Annotated in this window: 20 protein-coding genes and 1 pseudogene; 13 read left to right on the forward strand and 8 right to left on the reverse strand. The window is 67.4% G+C overall.

Features of this window, described 5'->3' with window-relative positions; all coding sequences use genetic code 11:
• Positions 1–665, forward strand: a 665-nt coding sequence (locus AC5Y4H_RS22240; protein WP_499985151.1) for an MCE family protein, incomplete at its 5' end; no start/stop codon positions are given.
• A gap of 63 nt (positions 666–728) precedes the next feature.
• Here the strand turns inward: AC5Y4H_RS22240 and AC5Y4H_RS22245 are convergent.
• Positions 729–1,646 carry a DMT family transporter gene (locus AC5Y4H_RS22245; protein WP_499985154.1) on the reverse strand — a complete coding sequence of 306 codons (918 nt, stop codon included), beginning with the start codon at positions 1,644–1,646 and terminating at the stop codon, positions 729–731.
• Positions 1,647–1,760: 114 nt separating this feature from the next.
• A complete protein-coding gene (locus AC5Y4H_RS22250; protein WP_499985157.1) occupies positions 1,761–2,654 on the reverse strand; it encodes an oxidoreductase in 894 nt (297 codons plus the stop codon).
• A 182-nt stretch (positions 2,655–2,836) separates the two neighbouring features.
• On the opposite strand from AC5Y4H_RS22250, the gene AC5Y4H_RS22255 reads away from it, so the two are divergent.
• From AC5Y4H_RS22255 to AC5Y4H_RS22295, 9 genes and pseudogenes are all read left to right on the forward strand, one after another.
• A complete protein-coding gene (locus AC5Y4H_RS22255; RefSeq protein ID WP_499985161.1) occupies positions 2,837–3,829 on the forward strand; it encodes a diacylglycerol/lipid kinase family protein in 993 nt (330 codons plus the stop codon).
• Positions 3,830–4,277: 448 nt separating this feature from the next.
• Positions 4,278–7,538 carry a thioester reductase domain-containing protein gene (locus tag AC5Y4H_RS22260; protein WP_499985164.1) on the forward strand — a complete coding sequence of 1,087 codons (3,261 nt, stop codon included), beginning with the start codon at positions 4,278–4,280 and terminating at the stop codon, positions 7,536–7,538.
• A 47-nt stretch (positions 7,539–7,585) separates the two neighbouring features.
• Positions 7,586–8,494, forward strand: coding sequence for a metal-dependent hydrolase (locus tag AC5Y4H_RS22265; RefSeq protein WP_499985166.1), 909 nt, complete (start codon positions 7,586–7,588; stop codon positions 8,492–8,494).
• 2 nt (positions 8,495–8,496) lie between these two features.
• Positions 8,497–9,420 carry an alpha/beta fold hydrolase gene (locus AC5Y4H_RS22270; protein WP_499985167.1) on the forward strand — a complete coding sequence of 308 codons (924 nt, stop codon included), beginning with the start codon at positions 8,497–8,499 and terminating at the stop codon, positions 9,418–9,420.
• A 7-nt stretch (positions 9,421–9,427) separates the two neighbouring features.
• On the forward strand, positions 9,428–10,510 hold the full coding sequence (locus AC5Y4H_RS22275) for a PDR/VanB family oxidoreductase (protein WP_499985278.1): 1,083 nt from the start codon (positions 9,428–9,430) through the stop codon (positions 10,508–10,510).
• 32 nt (positions 10,511–10,542) lie between these two features.
• Entirely contained in the window at positions 10,543–11,739 is a 1,197-nt protein-coding gene (locus AC5Y4H_RS22280; protein ID WP_499985170.1) for a cation:proton antiporter, read from the forward strand.
• 3 nt (positions 11,740–11,742) lie between these two features.
• Positions 11,743–13,026: pseudogene (locus tag AC5Y4H_RS22285) on the forward strand (hypothetical protein).
• A gap of 44 nt (positions 13,027–13,070) precedes the next feature.
• Positions 13,071–13,361: a YiaA/YiaB family inner membrane protein gene (locus AC5Y4H_RS22290; protein ID WP_499985172.1), complete on the forward strand. Its 291-nt coding sequence runs from the start codon at positions 13,071–13,073 to the stop codon at positions 13,359–13,361.
• Positions 13,362–13,484: 123 nt separating this feature from the next.
• Positions 13,485–14,813 carry an acyltransferase family protein gene (locus tag AC5Y4H_RS22295; RefSeq protein ID WP_499985175.1) on the forward strand — a complete coding sequence of 443 codons (1,329 nt, stop codon included), beginning with the start codon at positions 13,485–13,487 and terminating at the stop codon, positions 14,811–14,813.
• A 50-nt stretch (positions 14,814–14,863) separates the two neighbouring features.
• On the opposite strand, the gene AC5Y4H_RS22300 is transcribed toward AC5Y4H_RS22295, so the two are convergent.
• A complete protein-coding gene (locus tag AC5Y4H_RS22300) occupies positions 14,864–15,529 on the reverse strand; it encodes a response regulator (RefSeq protein WP_499985177.1) in 666 nt (221 codons plus the stop codon).
• Complete coding sequence (gene macS, locus AC5Y4H_RS22305; protein WP_499985180.1) at positions 15,519–16,679, reverse strand: MacS family sensor histidine kinase; 1,161 nt, start codon at positions 16,677–16,679, stop codon at positions 15,519–15,521. The genes AC5Y4H_RS22300 and macS overlap by 11 nt, the downstream gene beginning before the upstream one ends.
• Before the next feature lie 135 nt (positions 16,680–16,814).
• Here macS and AC5Y4H_RS22310 point away from each other — a divergent pair, with 135 nt between their 5' ends.
• On the forward strand, positions 16,815–17,789 hold the full coding sequence (locus AC5Y4H_RS22310) for an Acg family FMN-binding oxidoreductase (protein WP_499985182.1): 975 nt from the start codon (positions 16,815–16,817) through the stop codon (positions 17,787–17,789).
• Between the two features lie 9 nt (positions 17,790–17,798).
• Here the strand turns inward: AC5Y4H_RS22310 and AC5Y4H_RS22315 are convergent, their stop codons facing one another.
• The 3 genes from AC5Y4H_RS22315 to AC5Y4H_RS22325 all read right to left on the reverse strand — a co-directional run bounded on the left by AC5Y4H_RS22315 (position 17,799) and on the right by AC5Y4H_RS22325 (position 19,683).
• Entirely contained in the window at positions 17,799–18,215 is a 417-nt protein-coding gene (locus AC5Y4H_RS22315) for a pyridoxamine 5'-phosphate oxidase family protein (RefSeq protein ID WP_499985184.1), read from the reverse strand.
• 226 nt (positions 18,216–18,441) lie between these two features.
• Complete coding sequence (locus tag AC5Y4H_RS22320; RefSeq protein ID WP_499985186.1) at positions 18,442–19,125, reverse strand: PAS and ANTAR domain-containing protein; 684 nt, start codon at positions 19,123–19,125, stop codon at positions 18,442–18,444.
• Positions 19,126–19,233: 108 nt separating this feature from the next.
• Positions 19,234–19,683 (reverse strand): Hsp20/alpha crystallin family protein, encoded by a 450-nt coding sequence (locus AC5Y4H_RS22325; protein ID WP_499985188.1) that lies wholly within the window; start codon positions 19,681–19,683, stop codon positions 19,234–19,236.
• A 142-nt stretch (positions 19,684–19,825) separates the two neighbouring features.
• On the opposite strand from AC5Y4H_RS22325, the gene AC5Y4H_RS22330 reads away from it, so the two are divergent.
• Both AC5Y4H_RS22330 and AC5Y4H_RS22335 read left to right on the forward strand, forming a co-directional pair.
• Positions 19,826–20,191, forward strand: coding sequence for a MerR family transcriptional regulator (locus tag AC5Y4H_RS22330; protein ID WP_499985190.1), 366 nt, complete (start codon positions 19,826–19,828; stop codon positions 20,189–20,191).
• 63 nt (positions 20,192–20,254) lie between these two features.
• Positions 20,255–20,791: a DUF1360 domain-containing protein gene (locus AC5Y4H_RS22335; protein WP_499985194.1), complete on the forward strand. Its 537-nt coding sequence runs from the start codon at positions 20,255–20,257 to the stop codon at positions 20,789–20,791.
• 18 nt (positions 20,792–20,809) lie between these two features.
• Here the strand turns inward: AC5Y4H_RS22335 and AC5Y4H_RS22340 are convergent, their stop codons facing one another.
• A complete protein-coding gene (locus AC5Y4H_RS22340; RefSeq protein ID WP_499985196.1) occupies positions 20,810–22,108 on the reverse strand; it encodes an NAD(P)/FAD-dependent oxidoreductase in 1,299 nt (432 codons plus the stop codon).
• Positions 22,109–22,241: the final 133 nt, after the last annotated feature.

The following is a 22,241-nucleotide window of genomic DNA, read 5'->3' on the forward strand; positions in this document are numbered from 1 at the left end:
TGGCGGCGCTGGGTGATACGTATGCGAACGCGTCGCCGGATCTGCTCGATTTCTTGAACAATGCGGTGATCACCTCGCGCACGATCAATGCCCAGCAGAAGGATCTGGATCAGGCGTTGTTGTCGGCGGCCGGGTTCGGTAACACGGGTGCGGATCTGTTCAACAAGGGCGGGCCGTATCTGGCGCGCGGCGCGGCCGATTTGGTGCCGACGGCGCAACTGCTGGACACCTACAGCCCCGAAATCTATTGCTTGATGCGCAGCGAACACGATGCGCTGCCCGCCACCGGCGCGGCCGAGGGTGGGTTTAACGGTTACTCGTTGAACATGAACACCGAGGCGCTCTCCGGGCTGGGGCTTATCGCGAATCCGGTCTCCGCGCTGCCCGTTCTGGCGTCGATGGTGGGCGGGATCGTCGGCGTGGTGGGCGGTGCGCCCAACCCCTACATCTATCCCGAGAACCTGCCGCGGGTGAACGCGCGCGGCGGGCCCGGCGGCGCCCCGGGGTGCTGGCAGAAGGTCACCCGCGATCTGTGGCCCGCACCGGAGCTGATCATGGACACCGGCAACAGCATCGCGCCCTACAACCACCTGGACACCGGATCGCCGTACGCGATCGAATACGTCTGGGGCCGCCAGGTCGGCGACAACACCATCAACCCGTAGCGGGCCGCGCTGTCGGCGCCAAGTGGTGAAAAGGCTTACCGGGCAAGGTAATGCGTCAGGCGGTCAGGCTTGAGAAGCTGCCCTCGCCCGCGCGCTGGATTTCAGGTCACGCCCGGCGCCCGCCGACATGGAGGCAGCCTCGCCCCGAGCCAGGCCGACGGTCGCGATGATCACCACGACCGTAGTCACCGCGATGACGAACCACTCCCAGCCGCCGGCTTCCAGCGTTTCGCCGAGCACGACGATGCCGAGCACCCCACCCACCACGGGCTTCGCCACGATGATCGTCGGCAGCGAAGCCGTCAGGGCGCCGGCCCGGTACGCCGATTGGTGGTAGATCATTCCGGCCACCCCGCAGAACACCAGCGCGTACAGCTCGAACGATCGCCACACCTGGCCGGGGTGGCGTTCCAGGATGTCGACGACGCCCTTCATCAGGACCGCGAACACCGCCAGCAGGGTGCCGGCCACCGCCGCCAGCAGCAGCGCCGCGACCGGGCGATCCGCCCAGACGCGCGCCCCAAGCAAACCCAGCAGCAACAGCGGGCCGATGACCACGGCAACCACGATCCACGTGTGCAGCGGCGCCCGCTGCTGGCCGCCGGCCGGGTCTCCGACCGCGATGAGCACGGCCAGCGCCACCGCCAGCACCAGTGCCCAGCTCCATTCCGGGCGGGTGATCCGGTTGCCGGTCATCCGCGAGTAGATCGGTAGGGCGAACAGCAGCGCCGTCACTTGCAACGACATGACCAGCAGCACGGAGCCCTTGTCCAGGGCGGCGGCCAGCAGCACGTAACTGCCGATGTCTCCCAAACCCCCCAACCACCACCGCTTGTCGCGCAGCAACATGCCGAACAACGTCAGATGGCCCACCCGTTTGTCGGTGACCTCCTGCGCGGAACGTTGCCGGACCACGTTGCCGACCGCGGACGCCAGCGCGGCACACAGGGCGATAATCGCCGCCAGCTTCGCGTCCGACACGGCATTACCTCCTCGCTGGGTATGGTTGGGCTACCCAACTAATCTAGTCGCGCCCCGCGTGACCGGCGCGCGGAATGTGTCGCCGGGCCGAGCGGTGTTCGCTGCGGGCCCTTCTCAGAGTGGGAAGTTCGTTCCGGTGAGGCGCTCGGACAGTTCCCAGAGCGCGGCGGCGGTGCCGCCGCGCTTTGCCGGCCAATTGCGCCAAGTCGGCTGGGTACGGCCGTACAGTCCGAATCGCGGGCCGACGAATGTGTCGCCCGGCAAATCCTGCGAGGCGGCGTACAACGTCTGGCGGGCGCCGAAGTCGGCATCGGTGGACACGACCCGGTCGACCGCCAGGACCGCCGCGTCGCCCAGCTTGCGGCCGGAATTGCCCTGCAGGTTCGTGTGCGACCAGCCGGGGTGTGCGGCCAGCGCGCGCAGCGATGTGGGGACGCCGTCCAACCGGCGCTGCAGTTCCTTGGTGAACAAGAGGTTGGCCAGCTTCGACTGGCTGTAGGCCAGCCAGGCCGAGTAAGGCCGGGACTGAAAGTTCAGGTCTTTGAGGCTGATGTAGCCGAAGTGGTGCATCAGCGAGGACACCGTCACCACGCGGTCGGTCAGCTTGGGCAACAGGAGGTTGGTCAACGCGAAGTGGCCGAGGTGGTTGGTGCCGATCTGGCCCTCGAAACCGTCGACGGTGACCGCGTGTTTGGTCGCCATGATGCCCGCGTTGTTGATCAGGACGTCGACCGTGTCGATGCCCTCGGCGAAGCGCCGCACCGACGACAGGTCTTGCAGGTCGAGCTGGCGCACCTCCACCGTCCCGGTCGCGCGAGCGGGTGCCGAGGCGGTCATGCGCGCGGCGGCGTCGTGGCCCTTGTCGGTGTTTCGGACGGCCAGGATTACCCGGCCGCCGACCCGAACCAACTCGCGGGCGGTGACCTCGCCCAGCCCGGCGTTGGCGCCGGTGATGATGACGGTGCGCCCGGCGAACGAAGGCAGCTTCGCTGCGGTCCAATCTGCCATGGCAGTCACCCTAACTTCGCACTTGCGACGGTGGCCGTCGGGCCGCCGGCACTCGCGGCGGCGTGCGGGAGCGTTGCGGCTCCACTCTGACGCGCGGGTATCGTGCCTGGGATGACCAGCGAGATCCCGCCTGAGCGATTGCCCGGACGACATTTTGTCAGGCGCGCATCGGGGATCGCCGGATGTATCTAGGCGTCATCGTCAATCCGAAAGCGCGGAGGAATCGCGCCGCTTCCCGCGACCGCATCGCCGAACTGCGCCGTATCGTCGGCCCACACGGCGAGGTGCACGAAACCAACTCGATCGAGGAACTGCGCGGCGCCATCCAGCAGCTTGCGCCGCGCGTCACCCACCTCGTCGGCGACGGCGGCGACGGCGCGCTGCACTGGTTGATCAACGAGATCGAGCGCTGCGTCAGCGATCCGCAGCGCTGGCCCGCGTTCGTCCCGACCAATGGCGGCAGCGTCAACGCCGTTGCGCGCAAGGCCCGGGTGCGCGGGCGTCCGGAAACGATCATCCGTGCGCTGGCGTCCGCCGCCGAGACCGACAAACCTCCGCCCGAAGAAATCCTGGACACGTTGGTGCTCGATGGCGAGACCGTCGACGGGGCGGCCTTTCACCGGCTCTGCTTCGGGCTGGCGGCCGGGGGCGTCGGGAACCGCTTCTACGACCGGTATTACGACTCACCCGATCACGGTCGGCTGGCCGTTGCCCGAGTGATCGCCCGCAGCTTCGCCGACTACATCACGTCGAAGGTCGTCCCGAGCCGGGTGAAGACGCCGAACTACGCGTCGATCCTCTTCACCCCGACGCGGGCGCGCGTGGTGATCGACGGCGATGAGGTCCCGTCGCGCACGCACAGCTTGTTGCACGCCGGCGCGATCGATCTGCGAATCGGTGGTCCGCTTCGGTTGTTCCCGAAGGCGTCCGAGCCCGGTGCGCTGCACTTCCAGGCCGGCAACCTGCGGCCGTCCCGCATCGTGGCGCAACTTCCGACCGCCCTGACCAACGGCATGCTCCGCGGCAAAGGGCTGCGCGACGTCAACGGTCACGAGATGACGATCGAAGCCGAGGACGAGCCCCTGTCGCCCATCATCGACGGCGAGCGCTTCCTCGGCATCGTGAAACTGGTGGCCCGCGCGGGCCCGCGGATCCGCATCGCCAGGCCGGCGTAGCCGGCTGCAGCCGGAACGCAGGTGGCCTTGGCGAGGCGCCCCCGCACCGGAGCTTTTCGGGCCGTGTCGTCCTGTGGATAATTGCGTTTTCGATTTGCGATTTGACAATGAGTGCGACGACGTTAAAGCCTCGTTTTTTGGCCAGGCGGGGCGCATGGCCACAAATAGGAAATGCGTGGATTCGTAGATACGTACTTCAGTATCTCAGGTCATCAAGCAGCGATAAACGCTGGTTGTGCGCGCCTGAAATACTGAAATCCGTAGAAGCGTAGCTCAGCATTCGTGCATTTAATATTGCCGGACAAGTTTATCCTGTGAATGTAGTGTGCAATCGCCATTTGTGCTGTTCGACCCTTTGCTCGGACTGGGCAGACAGCGCTACATTGGATTCATATTTTCAACGAAGTCGTTGTCGGGCCACGCCACCTGGAAGGGGGATCACTCCGCGATGGAGACGCTGATCGATTACCTACACAAATGGGAAGCGCTGAGGCCGGACCAGACCCTCTTCCGGTTCGTCGATGGCGATGGCCGCGAACTCGAGCACTACACCTACCAGGGCTTCGCCGAGCGCACCCGCGAACTGGCCGCCTACCTGTCCAAGGACGCCGGTCTTAAGTCAGGCGATCGTGCGCTCCTGGTCTACCCGCCAGGCCTGGAAATGATCGCGGCGCTCTACGCGTGCGCGCGCATCGGGGTGATCGCGGTTCCGGTCAGCCCGCCCTTGCCGATGTCCTTCGATTCCGGGCTGGCCAAGCTCAGCTTCGTCGCGCGCGATTGCGGGGCAAAGGCCGTGCTGTCGACGAAACAGTTCGAATACGATTTCCGCCTGCTGCTGGGTCAGCGCCAAGGCGCGCAGGCCTGGGCGAACGAGTCGGGCGCCGTCCTGCCGGACCTGCCCTGGTTCGCCACCGACGCTGCCCAGGACTTCGGTGGCGCGCCCGTGGCAGACACCCCCGGCGAGGTGCTCTTCCTGCAATACACGTCGGGCTCGACGAGCGATCCCAAGGGCGTGATCGTCACCCACGCCAACATCATCGCCAACGGTTTCGCCTCCGCCAGCGGCGACGTGGTGGTGGCCTCCTGGCTGCCGCAACACCACGATATGGGCCTGATCTCGGCCTACATGTTCCTCGTGCTGCTGGGCGGGACCACGCATGCGATGTCGCCCCTGGACTTCCTCGCCCGGCCGTCGTCCTGGCTTCGGCTGATCAGCGACGTGCGCGCCACGCACACGCCGGGACCGAACTTCGCGCTCGAATACTGCCTGCGTGAGGACAAGCTGCCCGCCGCCGAATTGGCCGGCGTCGACCTGAGCGGTCTCGAATCCATCATGGTGGGGGCAGAGCCCCTGCGCGCCAACACCTTCGCTCGCTTCCGGCAGCGGTTCGCCGAATACGGCCTGCGGCCCGAGGCGCTCACCGGCGCCTACGGCATGGCCGAATTCACCCTGGCCGTGTCGATCAAGGGCCGCCAGACCATTGCGGTGAACAAGCGTGGGCTGGAGCGCAACATCGCTCGTGTCGAAAAGGCGCTGCCCGAAAACAGCAACCAGGTCACGCTGGTCAGCTGCGGCAAGCCCATCGAGGGAGCCCTGGTTCGGATCGTCGATCCCGAATCGCGCCAGGCGTTGCCCGACGGGCGGGTCGGCGAGGTCTGGCTGGCCGGGCCCTCCAAGGGGGCCGGCTACTGGAACCGCCCGGAGCTCACCGCGGAGACCTTCGGCGCGCGCGTTGCCGGCGATGACGAGCACACCTACCTGCGGACCGGCGACCTGGGCTTCCTCTACGAGGGCGAGCTGTTCGCCTGCGGCCGCAGCAAGGACCTGATCATCGTGCGCGGCGTCAACTGCTACCCCTCCGACGTCGAAGCCGTCGTCGAGCGCACGGCCGCGCAGGTCCGCAAGGGCTGCGTCGCCGCCTTCTCGGTCGAGCACGATGACTCCGAAGCGCTAGTCGTCGTCGCCGAGGTGCGCGACGAGCACAACCTTCCGGACGCCAAGGCCCTGGCCCGCGCGATCCGGCGGCACTGCCACATCGACCCGCACGCGATCGTCTTCGCACCGCCGCGCAGCATTCCCAAGACCACCTCGGGCAAGATCCGGCGTTCGTCGACCCGCCAGCTGTGGCAGGACGGCAAGCTGCCCACCTTCGCGAGCTGGATCAACCAGTCGACCAACCGGACTCACGACGGCTTGGCTGAAGGCTCGGGTCCGCTGGAGCGCTTCCGCAATCTCATCGAGAGCTACGACCTCAACGGCGACGAGGACTGCTCGTTCGCCGATCTGGGCATCGACTCGCTGGCTTTGGCCGAACTGCGCACGGACCTGCAGGCCCTGCTGGAGGAGCACGGCGCGGGGGAGCTCGCCGAGGAGGTCAACACCCGCCTGCTTCAGCGGCTGACGGTGTCCGAATTCTTCGGGCTGATACGGCAATTCGGCGAGGGATCCGGGCAGCCGCTCGACGCCCTGCGCCGGGCGCTGGGCCAGATCTCCGCCGAGTACGAGGCCTACGAGGCCGCCCAGATGCGGGCCGACGCGGCGCTGCCGCTACCGGAACTGGCCCCTGCGCGACCGGGTGAGCCCACCGATCTGCTGCTTACCGGCGCGACCGGATTCCTCGGGCCGTTCCTGGTGAGCAGCCTGCTGGCGCAAACCTCCTTCACCGTGCATGCGCTGGTGCGTGCCACCGACTCGGCGCACGGCCTGGACCGCATCGTGGCGTCGCTGCGCCGCGCCCAGCTCTGGACGCCGGCGCTGGAAGCCGACGTCCGCGCACGGGTCCGGGTCGTCTGCGGCGATCTCGCCGAGCCCGCGCTGGGCATCGGGGAGGCGGCTTTCCAACAGTTGGCGCAGGACGTCGACGCCGTCGTGCACAACGGCGCGTTGGTCAACTACGTCCGCACCTATGACGCCCTGCGGCCGGCCAACGTGGAGGGCACCCGCGAGCTGCTGCGGCTGGCGATGACCAATCACCGCAAGGCTTTCCACCTCGTCTCCAGCACCTTCATCTACGGCTGGAGCACCGAGCCGGTGGTCGGGGAGTGGGACGCCAACGAGAAGATGGCCGGCCTGGACTTCGGTTACTCGCAGACCAAGTGGGTCGGCGAGCAGCTGGCTCTGGCCGCGCAGCGCAAGGGGCTCGATGTCCGCATCTACCGGCCCTCGCTGATCTCGCCGACCCGCGCGGGCTTCGGCAGCCAGGACGACATCCTGGTGCGCCTGACGGCGTTCATGATCGAGCACGGGGTCGCCGTCAACGCGCTCAACCAGATCAGCCTGTTGCCGGCGGACCTGATCGCGGATCACATCGTGACGTTGATGGGCCTGCCGGACGAGTCGGGCAGCGTCTTCAACATGACCGCGGACGACTACTACAACCTCATCGACGTCACCAGGATCCTGTCCGAGCGGTACGGGTATCGCTTCGACTACCACGACATCCCGTCGTTCACCGAGCAGCTGAACCGCCGCTGCACCCCGAACGATCAGATGTATCCGCTGGTCGACTTCCTCACCCGGTCGGCGGGCAAGATCGCGGCGATGCGGGATAAGCGCTACGACAACACCCAGTACCGCCACCGGCGCGAATTGGCCAAGGTCCGCCTGCACGAGCCGGCCCTGACCGAAACCGTCGAACATCTTGTCCGGTTCTTGCGCAGCGAGCGTTTGATCACTGAGGTGGAGGACGAAAGACAGCGCAGCGCCTGACGGATCGAGCTGGCGGATCGACCTGGACGCGGAAAGGGGATGGCACGATGTTCACCGTCGATGACAAGGCAACGGGCCCGCATGACGCCTCGCTCGACCACGAGCGGATCGTCCTGCAGGCGCGGGACGTCGACTTCGACTGGTCGACGCTGCCGTTCTACTACGTGCCCAACGAGCCCTTCACCACGCATTTCTGCAACGTGCTGCACCTGCTGCTGCCGGCCGGTGAGGAGTTCATCGTCGCCGCCTTCAAGGACACCTTGCCGCTGATCAAAGACGACCAGCTGCGGCGCGATGTGCAGGGATTCATCAGCCAGGAGGCGATGCATTCCCAGGCGCACGCCGGGGTGCTCGGGCACTTCGCGGTCAAAGACATCGACGTGACCCCGTTCACCGACCAAATGCGTTGGCTATTCACCCAACTCATCGGCGACCGGCCGCGGTGGAGCCAGCGCCGGCGGCAGAGCTGGCTGCTCGAGCGGGTGTCGATGGTGGCCGCACTCGAGCACTACACCGCCATCCTGGGTGAATGGATTCTCGACACCCCGCAGCATGACGCCATGGGCACCGACCCGGTGATGCTGGATTTGTTGCGCTGGCACGGCGCCGAGGAAGTCGAGCACAAAGCCGTCGCCTTCGACACCATGAAGCATCTGCGTGCCGGGTATTGGCGGCAGGTGCGCACTCAGCTGCTGATCACCCCGGCGCTGCTGTGGTTGTTCGTCCGCGGCGTGCGTTTCATGTACTCGGTCGACCCCTACCTGCCGCCCGGCACGAAGCCGCGCTGGCGGGACTACTTCCGCGCCGCGCGCCGGGGTCTGGTGCCCGGCCCGTTCCAGTTCCTCCGGGTCATCGGCGCCTATTACACGCCGAGTTTCCATCCCTCCCAGCTGGGCGGGGTGGGCCGCGCGGTCGACTACCTGGCCCGCTCGCCCGCCGCCCGCGCCTCGCACTGACGATGACGACCGAGCTGGTCTCGACGACGGTCGCCGCCTCCGACGGCGTGCGGCTGGCGGTGCATGCCTATACCGACATCGACCCCGCGCGACCGACGATCCTGGCCATCCACGGCTATCCCGACAACCACCACGTGTGGGATTCGGTGGCGACGACTTTGGGTCGCCGATTCAATGTCGTGGCGTACGACGTGCGGGGTGCCGGCCAATCCTCAACGCCGGCAGACCGTTCGGGCTATCGGCTGCCGCAGCTGGTCGCCGACGTCGGGGCGGTTATCGAGCGCCTCGGCGTGGACGAGGTGCACCTGCTGGCCCACGACTGGGGATCGATCCAGGCCTGGGCGGCGGTCACCGACGACGCCGTGGTGGGCAAGATCGCCTCGTTCACCTCCGTCTCCGGGCCCCACCTGAACTACGCGGGCAAGTTCCTGCGGTCCGCCCGCACGCCGCGCGGGCTTCTCGACGTGGTCAAACAGGTCCTGGCCTCGTCCTACATCTGGTTTTTCCTCTGCCCGGCCGTACCGGAGCTGGCGATCCGGTCCCGCGCGACGGTGAAAGTCTTTGAGGCCGTTGAGCGTATCGGCGGATCGAGCACGCAGGGCGGACGCGGTGCGCAGTACCGCTCGGTCGATGACTACCTGAACGGGCTCAACCTGTATCGCGCGAACATGCCCGCGCCGATGCTGTCGCCCCCGGCGCAGTTGCCGCGGACAACCGTTCCGGTGCAGGTGCTGGTCGCACACCAGGACTATTTCGTATCGCCCGCCCTGCAACGGTTTACCGGCTCCATCCCCGAGGATGGCAGGGTCGTCCCGATCGAGGGCGGCCATTGGGTGGTCAGCGCATACCCCGACGTCATCGCCCGGCTCACCGCTGAGTGGGTGGACCTGATCGCACGGTCCGGCGACCGTCGCGGCATCGGTTAGTGTGAGGATTGTTGTGGCACAGACTATTTGGGACAGCATTCCGGCCGACCTGTACGGCCGCCGCAAGCGTGACCGCATGTACACCGCGCTGTACGGGGTCGGTTCGCTGTTCGGCGGCCTGGCGTCGGCATCGTGGTGGACGTCCGCGCGGGTGGAGTCCGTGCGGCGCACCACCACCGCAGTGGTCGCCAACCGCGAACTCCTGACTTCCGATGTGGTCGCGTTGACGCTGGCCGACCCCGACGGAGGGTTGCTGCCGTCGTGGACACCCGGGGCCCACATCGACGTCCGGCTGCCATCGGGGCGCCGCCGGCAGTACTCGCTGTGTGGATCGCCGGCCAGGCGCACCGACTACCGCATCGCGGTGCGCCGCATCGCCGAGGGCGGCGGTGGTTCGATCGAAATGCACGACACCTTCAAGGTGGGTGACAAACTCGAGTTCGAAGGACCCCGCAACGCGTTCTACCTCGTCACCGACGAGCGTGAGGTGTTGTTCGTGATCGGCGGAATCGGGGTGACTCCGATTCTGCCGATGATCCAGACCGCCCAGCAACGTGGAATCAATTGGCGTGCCGTCTATGCCGGTCGCAGCCGGGAATACATGCCGTTGCTCGACGAGGTGGTGGCGGTAGGTCCGGACCGGGTCACCGTGTGGGCCGACGACGAGCGCGGCCGATTTCCCACACCGTCCGACCTGCTTGCCGACGCCGGGCCGGCAACCGCCGTCTACGTCTGTGGCCCCACCCCCATGCTGGAATCGGTGCGCGCCGCGCGCAACGCGCACGCGGACGCGCCGCTGCATTACGAACGTTTCGGTCCTCCGCCGGTGGTCGACGGGGTTCCCTTCGAGTTGGAACTGGCCCGCTCGCAGCGGGTGCTCAGCGTGCCGGCGAACCGGTCGGCGCTGGACGTGATGCTCGACCGCGATTCGACCACCGCTTACTCCTGCCAGCAGGGGTTCTGCGGAACCTGCAAAGTGAAAGTGCTTGGCGGACAGGTTGATCGCCGCGGACGCACCGTCGAGGGCGATGACGAGATGTTGGTCTGCGTGTCGCGCGCGAGATCCGGGCGCGTGGTGATCGACGCCTGAGCGCTCGGATGCGCAAGGTTTGACCCCGCACCGTGCACAATGGCCACGTGCAGGGATTCGGCTTTCACACCTTGGCATTGCTGACCGCCGTCGGTTTTGCCGGCCCCGTACTGGCCTCGGTGCCGCGCCTGCGGATACCGGTCATCGTGGGCGAACTGGCCGCGGGTCTGGTCATCGGCAAGACCGGTTTCGATGTGGTCGACGCGTCCGAGCCGACCTTCCAGTTGTTCGCGAACATCGGCTTCGCGCTGGTGATGTTCGTGGTGGGCAGCCATGTCCCGGTCCGCGACCCCGCGATGCGTTCGGCCGTGCCCAAGGCGTTGGCGCGAGCGGTCCTGGCCGGCGCCGCGTCCGCGGCCCTGGGGTTCGGGCTGGCCGCGCAGTTCGGCACCGGACATGGGGCGCTCTATGCGGTGCTGATGGCCTCGTCCTCGGCGGCCATGGCGTTGCCGATGATCGACTCGCTGCGATTACGCGGCCCGCAGGTGCTCCCCGTGACGGCACAGATCGCCATCGCGAACGCGGCCTGTATCGTGTTGCTGCCGTTGGTCATTGATTTTCGTCACGCGCCGACGGCAGCGGTGGGCGGGTTGGCGGTCACCGGCTGCGCCGTGTTGCTCTTCCTGCTGCTGCGCTGGTTCGACCGCAGGGGCTGGCGTCAGCGCATGCACGACTATTCGCACAAGAATCAGTTGGCGCTGGAACTGCGGATCAATCTGCTGGTGCTGTTCGGGCTGGCGATGCTGGCGGTCAGCACCGACGTATCGATCATGCTGGCGGGCTTCGCCTTGGGTTTGGTGATCGCCATGATCGGCGAACCGAGGCGGTTGGCTCGTCAGCTGTTCGGCATCACCGAGGGCTTCTTCAGCCCGGTGTTCTTCGTCTGGCTCGGCGCCTCGCTGCAGGTGCGCGAGCTGGGCTCGCAGCCGAAATACATCCTGCTCGGTGTCGGGCTCGGGCTCGGCGGTGTGCTGGCGCATTGCGCGGGACGGCTGCTCGGCCAGCCTCTGACCTATGCGGTGATGTCTTCTACGCAACTCGGCGTCGCGGTGGCCGCGGCCACCATCGGCACCCAGCAGCACCTGCTCAGCGCGGGCGAAGCCGCGGCGTTGATGTTCGGCTCTCTGCTGACCATCGCGTGCACGTCGATCGCGGGCGCGCTCGCGGCGCGCGGGCAGGGCGCTGCCGAACCGGAGGAAGCCGTCCAGACTCCGTTGGGTCATGCTTAGGCGATGCCGAAGAAATCGCTGCTGTCGCCGCAGCCGGAAGCCGGTTCATTGGAGCCAACGCTGGGGACGTGGCGCGCCGCCGCGCTGAGCATGGCGGTGATCGCCTCCGCGGCGTGGTACGGGCTGGGTGCGCTGCTCGGGGCGGCGGTCATCATTCCGGTGATCTACGCCTTGGCGCGGTTGCGCGCCCATGCGCCGGACGCGCGCAGCACCGCCGAGTTGATCGGCGCCGCCCTTGGCCCCAGAGCGGGGATGGCCGCGGGCATCGTTCAGCTGCTCGCCTATCTGGTGCTGGCGGCGAGATTCGCGGCGACGCTCGGATTACATGTGCTGCAGCTGGTTTCGCGCGGCGACGACCCTGTCGGGATTGTCTCTTGGCTGCCGGTCGTCGCCGCGGCCGCGGCGCTCGTCGCCGGCGCCGTTGCCTGCTGGGCGTCGACTCGGGCCGTGGCGTCCCTGTCGCTGCCGCTCGTGCTCGCGGGCCTGCTCATCTACGTCTACCTCGCGGTGGCGGTGACCACCCTGGTCGCGGTGAGCACCGACGCCGTCGTCATCGGTACGGCCGCCACAGCACACCAGTTGTCCGGCCAGCTCGTCGGATTCGGCCTGGGGATGGTGGGCATAGAACTGCTCACGGTGCGCACCCCGCGCATCGCCCGGCCGGGACGATCCATGTCGCTGGCCGCCGTGGTGGTTGCCGCGGCCGCCGTGGTGTTGTGGGTGGGCGATCACCAGGGTGTGGCGGGGCCCTGGCGATGGAGCGCCAAGATGCTGTCGGAGGCGGTGCCCGAGTTCTACGCCGACGACGGCCGGCGGTGGCTGACGGTGGCCGGGATCCTGTTGGCCGTGGCCGCCGCGCTGGTGTCCGGATGGGCCGCGGTGCGCGCCGCCACGGGTCTGGCGGTCATGCGCGGGGCGCCACCGAACACCGGTGTGCGACTTGCGGTGCTGGGGCTCGTCGCGCTGGTTTCGGCCTTGGTCTCCGTGCACGGCGCGCGCTGGATCGGGCTGGTGGTCCTGGGCGCGGCGCCCCTGCTGCTGATGGCGTAGTATGTGTTTGTCACCGAGGCGAATTCGCGGATTCCGGGCGATAGTGTGGTGGCCTGGTGGGTCCGGCTGCTGATGCCAGCGCTGGGCGCGGTGGCCGTGGTCAAACCGCTCGCGGACTCCGGGTTCGCTTCGGTGGCGGTGGCAACGGTGGTGGCCGCGGCGGTCGGAGTGGGTAGCGCGCTCGCCGCTGCGGCACTGCTGGCGCCGCCCGGTAGTTCCACCGTCAAATCTGAGTAGTCTTACTGATCCGGCGAACGCGGCGCTGCCGCAGGCTTATTGGCATGACCGTTCCCAGCAGCACTTCGAAAACCACCGCCGCTTTCTTCGTTCAGGCCGCCGTCGCGTTCGCGATCAGCTTCGTGGCCGCGCTCGGCGGGATCTATTTCCTTCCGCTTGATCCCTGGCCGCGATTGTTTCTCGGCGTCACTTTCCTATTCCTGGTGTCGAGCGCGTTCACCCTGGCCAAGGTGATCCGCGACCAGCAGGAGGCCGCGACCGTGCGGGTACGACTCGACGAGGCCCGCATCGAAAAGCTGCTGGCCGACTACGACCCGCTCAACGCCGCGAACTGAGTAGTACTACTCAGCCTCAACGCGTAGAAGCGCGCAGGCTCCTGTGCGCGCGATCGGCGAGGCTTCTCTCATCACATCTCCACCACAACGCATCCGCATCAACAGAAGGGCAGTTCCGCTCCCATGACAACCCTTGTGAGATTTCCCGACGTCGCCGAAATTGCCGCGAATACGCCGGCCGATCGCGATCGTGTGCTGGACGTCATCCGCATCACATCGCTGGTCGGCGTGGTGCTCGGCCATACCGTGATGGCGGCCAGCATCATCGAGAATCACGTGCTGATCTGGGACAACCTGCTCACGACCTCCGCTCTTTTTCAGGCGATGACGTGGTTGCTGCAGATCATGCCGCTGTTCTTCTTCGCGGGGGCTGCGGCCTGCGTGTCCTCCTGGGCGCCGGGCACCAACTGGGGCGGCTGGCTGATGAAACGGTGCACCAGGCTGTTCCGCCCGGTGTTCTATTATCTGGCATTCTGGGCCGTTACGCTGACGGTGCTGTATCAAGCTCTGCCGCAACACATCTACGAGCCGATCGCCGGCGTCAGCACGCAGCTGCTGTGGTTCCTGGGAGCCTACGTCCTGGTGCTGGCGGCCATGCCCGTGCTGTACCACATCACCACGGCCGGGCGCCTGGCCGCCGGTGTGGCCACGGTTTACGGAGCGATCGCGCTGATCGACGTGGTCCGGCTGCACTGGCCGGCGATGATGCCGCTGGGCTACCTCAACCTGGCCGTCTGGCTCATTCCCGCCATGTTCGGCGTGGCCTACCGTCGCCGGCTGCTCGGCGGCCGCGCCGCGCTGGCCGTCGCCGCCGCCTTCTTCGCCGTGGACGTCGCCCTGGTGCACTGGGGGCCTTATCAGATCAGCATGGTCGGCACCGGTGACCATCATCTGTCCAATACCAGCCCGCCGTCACTGCTGCTGGCGGGGCACGCAATCATCCTGAGCGCGTTGGCAATCGCGGCCGCACCGGCGATCGCGCGGTGGGCGCAGCGTCCCCGGGTGTGGTGGTGGACCGCCATCGGCAATTCCGGCGCGATGACCCTGTACCTGTGGCACATGCCGGTGCTGCTGGGCGTGCACCTGGTGTTCGATTACCTTGGCTGCCCGCGCTTTCCGGGCGCGCAGGATTTTCTCGCCATCAGCCTCGCGCAACTGTTCATCGTGGTCGTCGCGGTGGCGGTGCTGTTCGTGGCGCTGCGGCCGCTGGAGAACAATCCGTTGTCCGGTTGGGACGGCGCGCCCGCGGTGACGTCACGCGGGCACGGTTGCGCCGTCGGTGGCCTGCTGTGCGTGGCAGGCGCGGCGCTGCTCGCCGCGATCAGGTGGGGACTCAAGGACGACGGGCTGGTGTGCATGGCCGTGGTGGTAGGCGCGCTGGTCGCCGCGCGGGTCGTGGCCCAGCGCGGCGGCGACATAGCGCTGCGGCGCCCGCACGGGGTGGCACGGTAGCCGCGGAGTCGTTGACCCGCGGGGCGAGGGTTGTTCACTCTACCCGCGGGTCACGGCCCTTCGTCCAGGCCGTGCTCGATGGCGTAGCGAGCCAATTCCACCCGATTGGCGACTTGAAGCTTGCGAAATGTCGCCTGCACATGGTTTTCCACCGTCCGATGGCTCAGCGTAAGCTTCTCGGCGATCTGCTTGGCGGACAGCCCTTTTGCGACATAACGCAGCACCTCCGTTTCGCGGTCGGTGAGGCTGGGGCGGGCGGGGCCGTCGTCCTTGCTCTGTGCGATGCGCCGGTATTCACCCAAGACGAGCCCGGCCAGGCTCGGGGTGAACACCGCCCGGCCTGCCGCCGTTGCCGTCACCGCCTGCGCCAGTTCGCCTTTCGAGGCGCTCTTGACCAGGTATCCCGTCGCTCCGGCCTTGACCGCCTCCAGGACGTCCTCGCGTTCGTCCGAGGCCGACAGCACCAGGACCCGCGACGCGGGCGAGGCCGCGAGCACCGCGGCGGTCGCCTGCGCGCCGTCACCGTCGGTCAGCTGCATGTCCATCACCACCACGTCGGGCTTGACGGCCGCCGCCCGCCGCTGCGCGGAACCCACGCCGTCGGCCGTCGCCACCACGGTGAAGCCGTCCTCGGCCAGGTCACGAGCGACAGCGTCACGCCAGATCGGATGGTCGTCGACCACCATCACCGTCGTCGGCGTCCCATCATCCGCCATGGCGTCCCTCCCCCCGCGGCACGCACAACTCCCACTCGGTGCCTTCCCCGGGGTCGCTGCGCAATTCGGCGCTGCCGCCCAACGACGTCAACCGCCCCACGATCGACTGGGAGATGCCAAGGCGTCCCTGGCTCGTCGCCTCCTCGAGCCGGCCGGCCGTGATTCCCACTCCATCGTCGCGGACACTTACCAGAACGGAATCGCCGAGGTCCTCCACGAGCACGAACGCCTGCGCATCCGGGCCGGCGTGGGCGGCGACGTTGTCCAGCGCATTGCCCACCGCGGCGTCGAGTTCGGTTGCCGCCCAACGCCCCAACGGCACCGGGGTGCCGGGCAGGCTGAAGGACACCCGATCGGATTCCCGGCACCGCAGCAGCGTGCGCAGGTCGAGCGTGGCGCCGTCGGTTTCGGGGTCCATGTCGGTGCACGCCAGCCAGCGCCGCAGCGCGCGTTCTTGCTCGCTCGCCAGATCGGCGAGTTCGGCTGTGGCGCCGCCGATCTCATGCCCCTTCTTGGCGACCAGCGCCAGCACCTGGATGGCGCCGTCGTGTACCTGCCGGGACAGCCGGTCGCGCTCCTGCACCGCGGCCGTCAACCGGGCCGCTCGTTGCAGCTCGTCGTGGGCGCGGCGCGCGGTTTGCGCGGCCATCCCGATCGCCATGCCGATCGCCAGTTCGATGATGACGGTGGCGTTGTGCCCGAGGTTGAGCGCGAGGTAGTTCTTGACCGCGAAGTTGGTGGCCATCACCGCAAGTCCAGTCAGCATTCCGCCCGCGGGGCCGAACTGGATGGCGGCCGAGATCGTGGGATTGCTGGCCCACAGGGTGGTGGGCCAGGTCTGATTGTCGGCCGCCCACTGCTGGCTGGCGACCAGGTTGTTCGACCACATCAGCAAGACGACGACCACCAGCTCGGCGACCACCCACGCCGGCCTGCGGCCGAACCCCCGCAGGTAGGCCAGCGCGCACACCGCGCTCCAGCAGATCAGCCCGGCGAACAACACCCAACCCAGCACCGGCCGAACGAATTCCGGGTTGACCGCGATCTGAAAGCCGGTGGCATAGACGCAGCTCAGCAACCGGAACACTTGCGCCGCGCGCCACAGCGGCGTGGTGGGATCGGGGCCGTGATTTGCCATCGTGGTCAGCATAAGGGCGGACGGCGCCCCGGCGGACCGGCCACGGAGATTGGCCGAAAGTCCCTTGAGTTAGAGCCGTCGTGCCCTCGCGGCGCCGCCGAGGATGCATGACGGTGGATACCAGTAACGCGCTAGGAGGGGACCGATATGGACACCCGCTTTCCGGACGCCGGAACGATCCGGACGGCCCTGACTTTGGCGTCGCGCGCCCCGTCGGTGCACAACACCCAGCCGTGGCGGTGGCGCGTCGAGGCGGCGAGCCTGCAGCTGTACGCCGACCCCACCCGCCAACTGCCCAGCACCGATCCCGAGGGCCGCGACTTGATCCTGAGCTGCGGCACGGCGCTGCATCACTGCGTCGCGGCTTTCGCGGCGGTGGGTTGGCGATCCCGGGTGAGCCGGCTGCCGGACGCCGACGAGCCCAACCACCTTGCCACCATCGAGCTGTCCCCCCAGTCCGCCGATTACGTCGACATCGCACTGGCCGCGGCCATCCCGCGGCGGCGAACCGATCGGCGTCACTACAGCTCCTGGCCGGTGCCCATGGGCGATATCGCGCTCATGGCGGCGCGGGCCGCCCGCAACGGGGTCACGCTGTGCCAGGTGGAGGACATCGACAAGCTGCACGACATCGTCGCCGAATCCGTTCGCGATCACCTGACCAAGGACTATCTCGCCGAGCTCACGACGTGGAGTGGGCGCTACTTCTCGGTCGCGGGCGTTCCCGCCCGCAATGCGCCGATGTCGGATCCGGACGCCAAGATCCCGAGCCGGCTGTTCGCCGGCGCGGCGCTGCCGATGGCGCCGCATTCGTCCGCGGCCACCGACAACGCCGTGGTTCTCGCGCTGGGAACCCGTCACGACGATCGGCTGGCGCAGTTGCGCGCCGGCGAAGCCACCAGCGTCGTGCTACTCACCGCGACGTCGACGGGACTGGCCAGTTGCCCGGTCACCGAGCCGCTGGAGACGGCCGAGACCCGCGAAGCGGTCCGCTCCGACGTCTTCGGCGACACCAATTACGCGCAGATGCTGCTCCGGGTGGGCTGGGCGCCGATCAACGCCGACCCGTTGCCGGCCACGCCGCGACGTGACCTCGGCGACTTCGTCGAGTGGGCCGATTGATCGCGTCCGCTAAACATCTCCCGGCGGTGACCCCAAGCGAAACCGCCGGCCGGTGATGCTCTCCGGGACGATGCGCACGTAGTGCGTTTTCTCCGGCCTCGTCCACGGCAACACCTGTGCGCGTGCGGCCTCCTCGAGTTCCTCGGGGGTGCGCAAGGAGCGCGCCGTGCCGCGGACGATCACGCTCCATGCCTCGGCGACGTTGTGGTCGTCGACTTCGAAGAGCACCCGACTGTTGATCGCGGCGCTGACCAGCTTTGTCCCCGCCGCGGTGCGGAACAGCACGGTCCGGCGCTGCACGACGTAGTTGACCGGGAAGATGTCGGGTTGACCGTCGGCGTAGGTGACCAGCCGCCCGAGCGTCAGGCTGCCGAGAAGCTCCCAGCATTCGTGCACCGGCAGGATGTCGACTCCCTCGTCGGTCATCGGATTTTCCCTTCCCGCGTGTGCGACGGCGTCCGCAATAGGGCGCTGCCGCAAGGCTATTGAAGGCCATTGGCCGAAGCGCCGGCCGAAGGTCCTCACCCGCGGGGACCAAAGTCGTTGAACCAGTGGCTTCTCGATGGCTTCCGTCGAGAATATGAGATATCGGGTTGGTCTGCCGCAATGTACTGCCAGACCGGCGGGAAAGGGCCCGCCACGGGGCCAGAAGTCACACGCGATCGTCGCAGCGGCGGACGCGTTGGTGCGCGGTCAGCATGAGATGGTCGAATTCCGACTGCGTGTTCAGCGGCAGGCCGGCGTTGCGGAAGTCCTCGGCGATCTGCTCGGCCAGTGGCCGCAACTTGATGTTCGCTTCCTGGGAGAGCCACTTGAGCAAATCGAAGGCGGCGCCTTCGCTGATGCCGTAGACCAACATCAGCATGCCCTTTGCTTGTTCGATGCCCGCCCGGTTCTCGCTGATCTCAGCGAGTTTCGCGCTCATCTCCTCCTCACGCATTCGTTCGCGGGGTCCGGAGACGTCGATGTAGAAGCCATGGGTTCCGATGACGTCACCGTCGTCGTCAAAGATCCGGTCACCGACGACGACGACGTGGTGCACTTCTCCCCGCGTGTCCACGATCCGGTGGCGCGTGCTGAACGCCTGGCGCGTCTCGACTATCTGACCGATGGTGGCCGCGACATGCCCGCGGTCGTCGGGATGCTTGTGTGACAGCACCAGTTCGGTGGTCGGAGTGACGCTGCCGGGCTCATACCCGTGCATGCGTTGCACTTGTTCCGACCATTCCCAGCGCTGGTCGGTGAAGTAGAACCGAAACCAGCCCGCCGGTTGTGCAGCGCCGCCGGCCAACGCCTCTTCGACGCTGGCCGTCTGGCCGTCGAGTTCCCATTTCATGGTGAGTCCGGTCTGCCTGGCACCGGGGCGAGACGCCGCTGCGGTGGCCTGGGGCCGGCGGCGGGCGGTGGTCGGGGGAGTTTGACCGCCGCCCGGCCCGCCGGTCGGTCAGGCGTTGATGACCTCGCGCTCGCCGGCGCTGTCTCGCACGGCCCGTTGAGTTTCGCCGCGGCCCACGCTGATCTTGCGCGGCTTTGCCTTTTCGGCCACCGGAACATGCAGGCGCAGAACGCCTTCGGCGTAGGAGGCCTCGATCTTTTCGGTGTCGAGGTTTTCGCCGAGCACCAGCTGGCGGCTGAACACGCCGCGCGGCCGCTCGGTGGCCAGCATCTCGCGGTTGGGATCGACGGCCGGTCGTTCGGCACGCACGGTCACCACATTGCGCTCGATGTCGATGTCCAGGGAGTCGACATCGATGCCGGGCAGGTCGAACTCGACGACGAACTTCTCGCCTTCGCGCCAGGCGTCCATCGGCATCACCGCCGGCCTGGCGGCCGTGCCGAGGACCTGGTGAGCGAAGCGGTCGAGCTCACGGAAGGGATCTGAACGCATCAGCATGGTGGTCACCTCTCACTCCAATCTAGGCGGTGGGTCGGCAATTTCCTATGTCTAATGACATAGGTTTGATATATCATCCTCGACAGAATGACGCAAGTGTGCTAGATAGATTTTTTGAGCGGGTAGCTGAAGGAGATGGGTGATGTCCGACTACCGCGGAGACGCGGGTGCCCCGTCGTCCGACCACGGCGTCTACGGCATCTCTGTGGCGGCAGAATTGTCCGGGATCGCGGTGCAGTCGCTGCGCCTCTACGAACGCTACGGCTTGATCACACCGGCCCGCAGCGCCGGCGGTACCCGGCGGTACAGCGCGGACGACCTGTTGCGGCTCAGGCGTATCAGCGAGCTGGTCGACTCCGGGGTCAACCTGGCCGGCGTCGCGCGCATCCTCGACCTGGAGGACCACAACGCCACGTTGTCGGCGGCCAACACCGACCTGCGGTCCACCAACCGCACCTTGCGGGCAGCCGCGAAGACGACCAAGCCCGTTGAGCCGGGCACGGTCTGAACCATCCCGGATTGCGTCGGCCCACCCCGGGTATTCGTCCCCCTATGCCTTCAAGGAGAAGCGATGGGTGAGTTGACGGAGACCGGTGCTCAGGTCGCCGATAGCGCACGGCAGGAAGCCGACTCTTACCGCGGTGACAACGACCGGCCGCTGGGCGGCTACCTGGCGGTGATGGTGGTCTACGGCGTCGTGGTGATCGTCGCGGCGGTGACCGCGCTGGTCAGCGGGCGCACCCTGCCGACCCGCTGGCGGGTCCAAGACCTGATCTTGCTCACCCTGGGCACCCACAAACTGTCGCGCACCTTGACCAAGGACGCGGTGACGAGCCCGCTGCGGGCACCCTTCACGCATTACGCCGGCACGAGCGGACCCGCGGAAGTACAGGAAGAGGTTCGCGAACAAAGCCAGCTCCGGCACAGCTTGGGGGAACTGCTGACGTGCCCCTTCTGCCTGGACATGTGGGTCGCCACGGGATTCGCCATCGGCCTGGTGTTCGCGCCGCGTTTCACCCGGCTGGTCGCCGGCGTGTTCACCGCACTGACCGGCGCGGACTTCCTTCAACTCGCCTACGCTATGGCGCAACAGTCGGCCGAAGGCTGACGACGGTCGCTGTCGCGTTCAGCTCGTCTTCGGCATCGGAATGCCCTCGCTGGCCGCGAATTGCGCGTCGTTCTCGGAGGACAACCCGATCGAAACGACGGAGCGGGTGAACAACGCGTCAGTCAGATACGCGAGCGAGACCGCCCACCGGTTGACGCCCCGTGGAATCGCGTACAGGTGGTACGACCGGGTGACGGCCTTGGCGGGCAACCCCGACAGGTGGATGTTGAGCGGGTTGGCCACCGCGTAGCGCGGTCCAAGGTCGACCACCAGCCCGAGGTTGCGGTGCTTGTATGCCTTGCTGCTGCCGTGACCGAGGCTGGCCGCGACGTTGCGGGCCAACGCCTTGCCCTGGCGCGTCGCGTGTTGGGCGGTCGGCGGCGTGACCTTTCCCGGCTGGGTCAGGTCTGGCACCGCCGCCGCGTCACCAGCCGCGAACACCTCCGGGTGATCCGGCACCTGCAGGTCGGGCCGGACGGTGAGCCGGCCCTTTTCGGTCGGCAGCCCGAGGCTGTGGATCAATGGTGCGCCGGTGACCCCCGTCACCCAGGCGATCGTGCGCGTCTCGATTCGCGAATCATCGCTGAGCACAACGTGATCGGCGTGCGCCTCCTTGAGGGTGATGCCGAGCCGGACATCGATGCCGCGCTTGCGCAGCACCTTGAGCGCGGCGTCACCCAGCTTCTTTCCCACCTCGGGCATCACCTGGTCGGCCAAATCCAGCAGCAAAAACCGCACTTCGGCCGGGTTGAAGCTCATCTGTTTGGCCGCCGCGTCCGCCAGCGCCCGCAGCTGCGCCACCAGCTCGGTGCCCGAATACGACGCGCCGACAACCACGACGGTGCGCCGGGCCGCCGCGATCCGGGGATCGTCTTCGATGTTGGCCAGCTCCAGTTGTTCGACAAAATGGTCGCGCAGGTAGAGGGCCTCGGCAGTGGTCTTCAGTCCGCGCGCGTGCCTGGCGAGCCCCGGGACATCGAACAACCGGGTCACCGAGCCCGGCGTCAGCACCAGGCGATCCCAGGACATGGAATGGCTGCGCTCTTCGGGATCGCAATAGGTCAGCGTGCGTTGGTCGAAGTCCACGCCGTCCACGCGGCCGCGCACGGCGCGGACGTTCTTGAGCGAATTGGCCAGTGGCACAGCGACAAAGCGGGCATCGACCACGCCGCCGGCGACGTCGGGCAACAGCGGTGTGTACAGCATGTAGTCGACCGGCGAGATTATCGTGATGTCGACGGGGGCACGCCGTCGGCGCAGAATCTTGGCCAGCCGGCGGGCGCAGGTGAACCCGGTGAAGCCGCTTCCCACGATCACATGGAGGTCACCGACGCGAGTGTAGGCGGCCCGCGGGAGTGGGCTGCGGCCCGCCCGCGGGTTCATGCACCTGCTGCCATGAAAATCATTGAGCGCGAACGTTTTATGATCCGCTCCGACAGCTGGGGCGCTA

Source organism: Mycobacterium sp. NGS58, assembly GCF_059812385.1.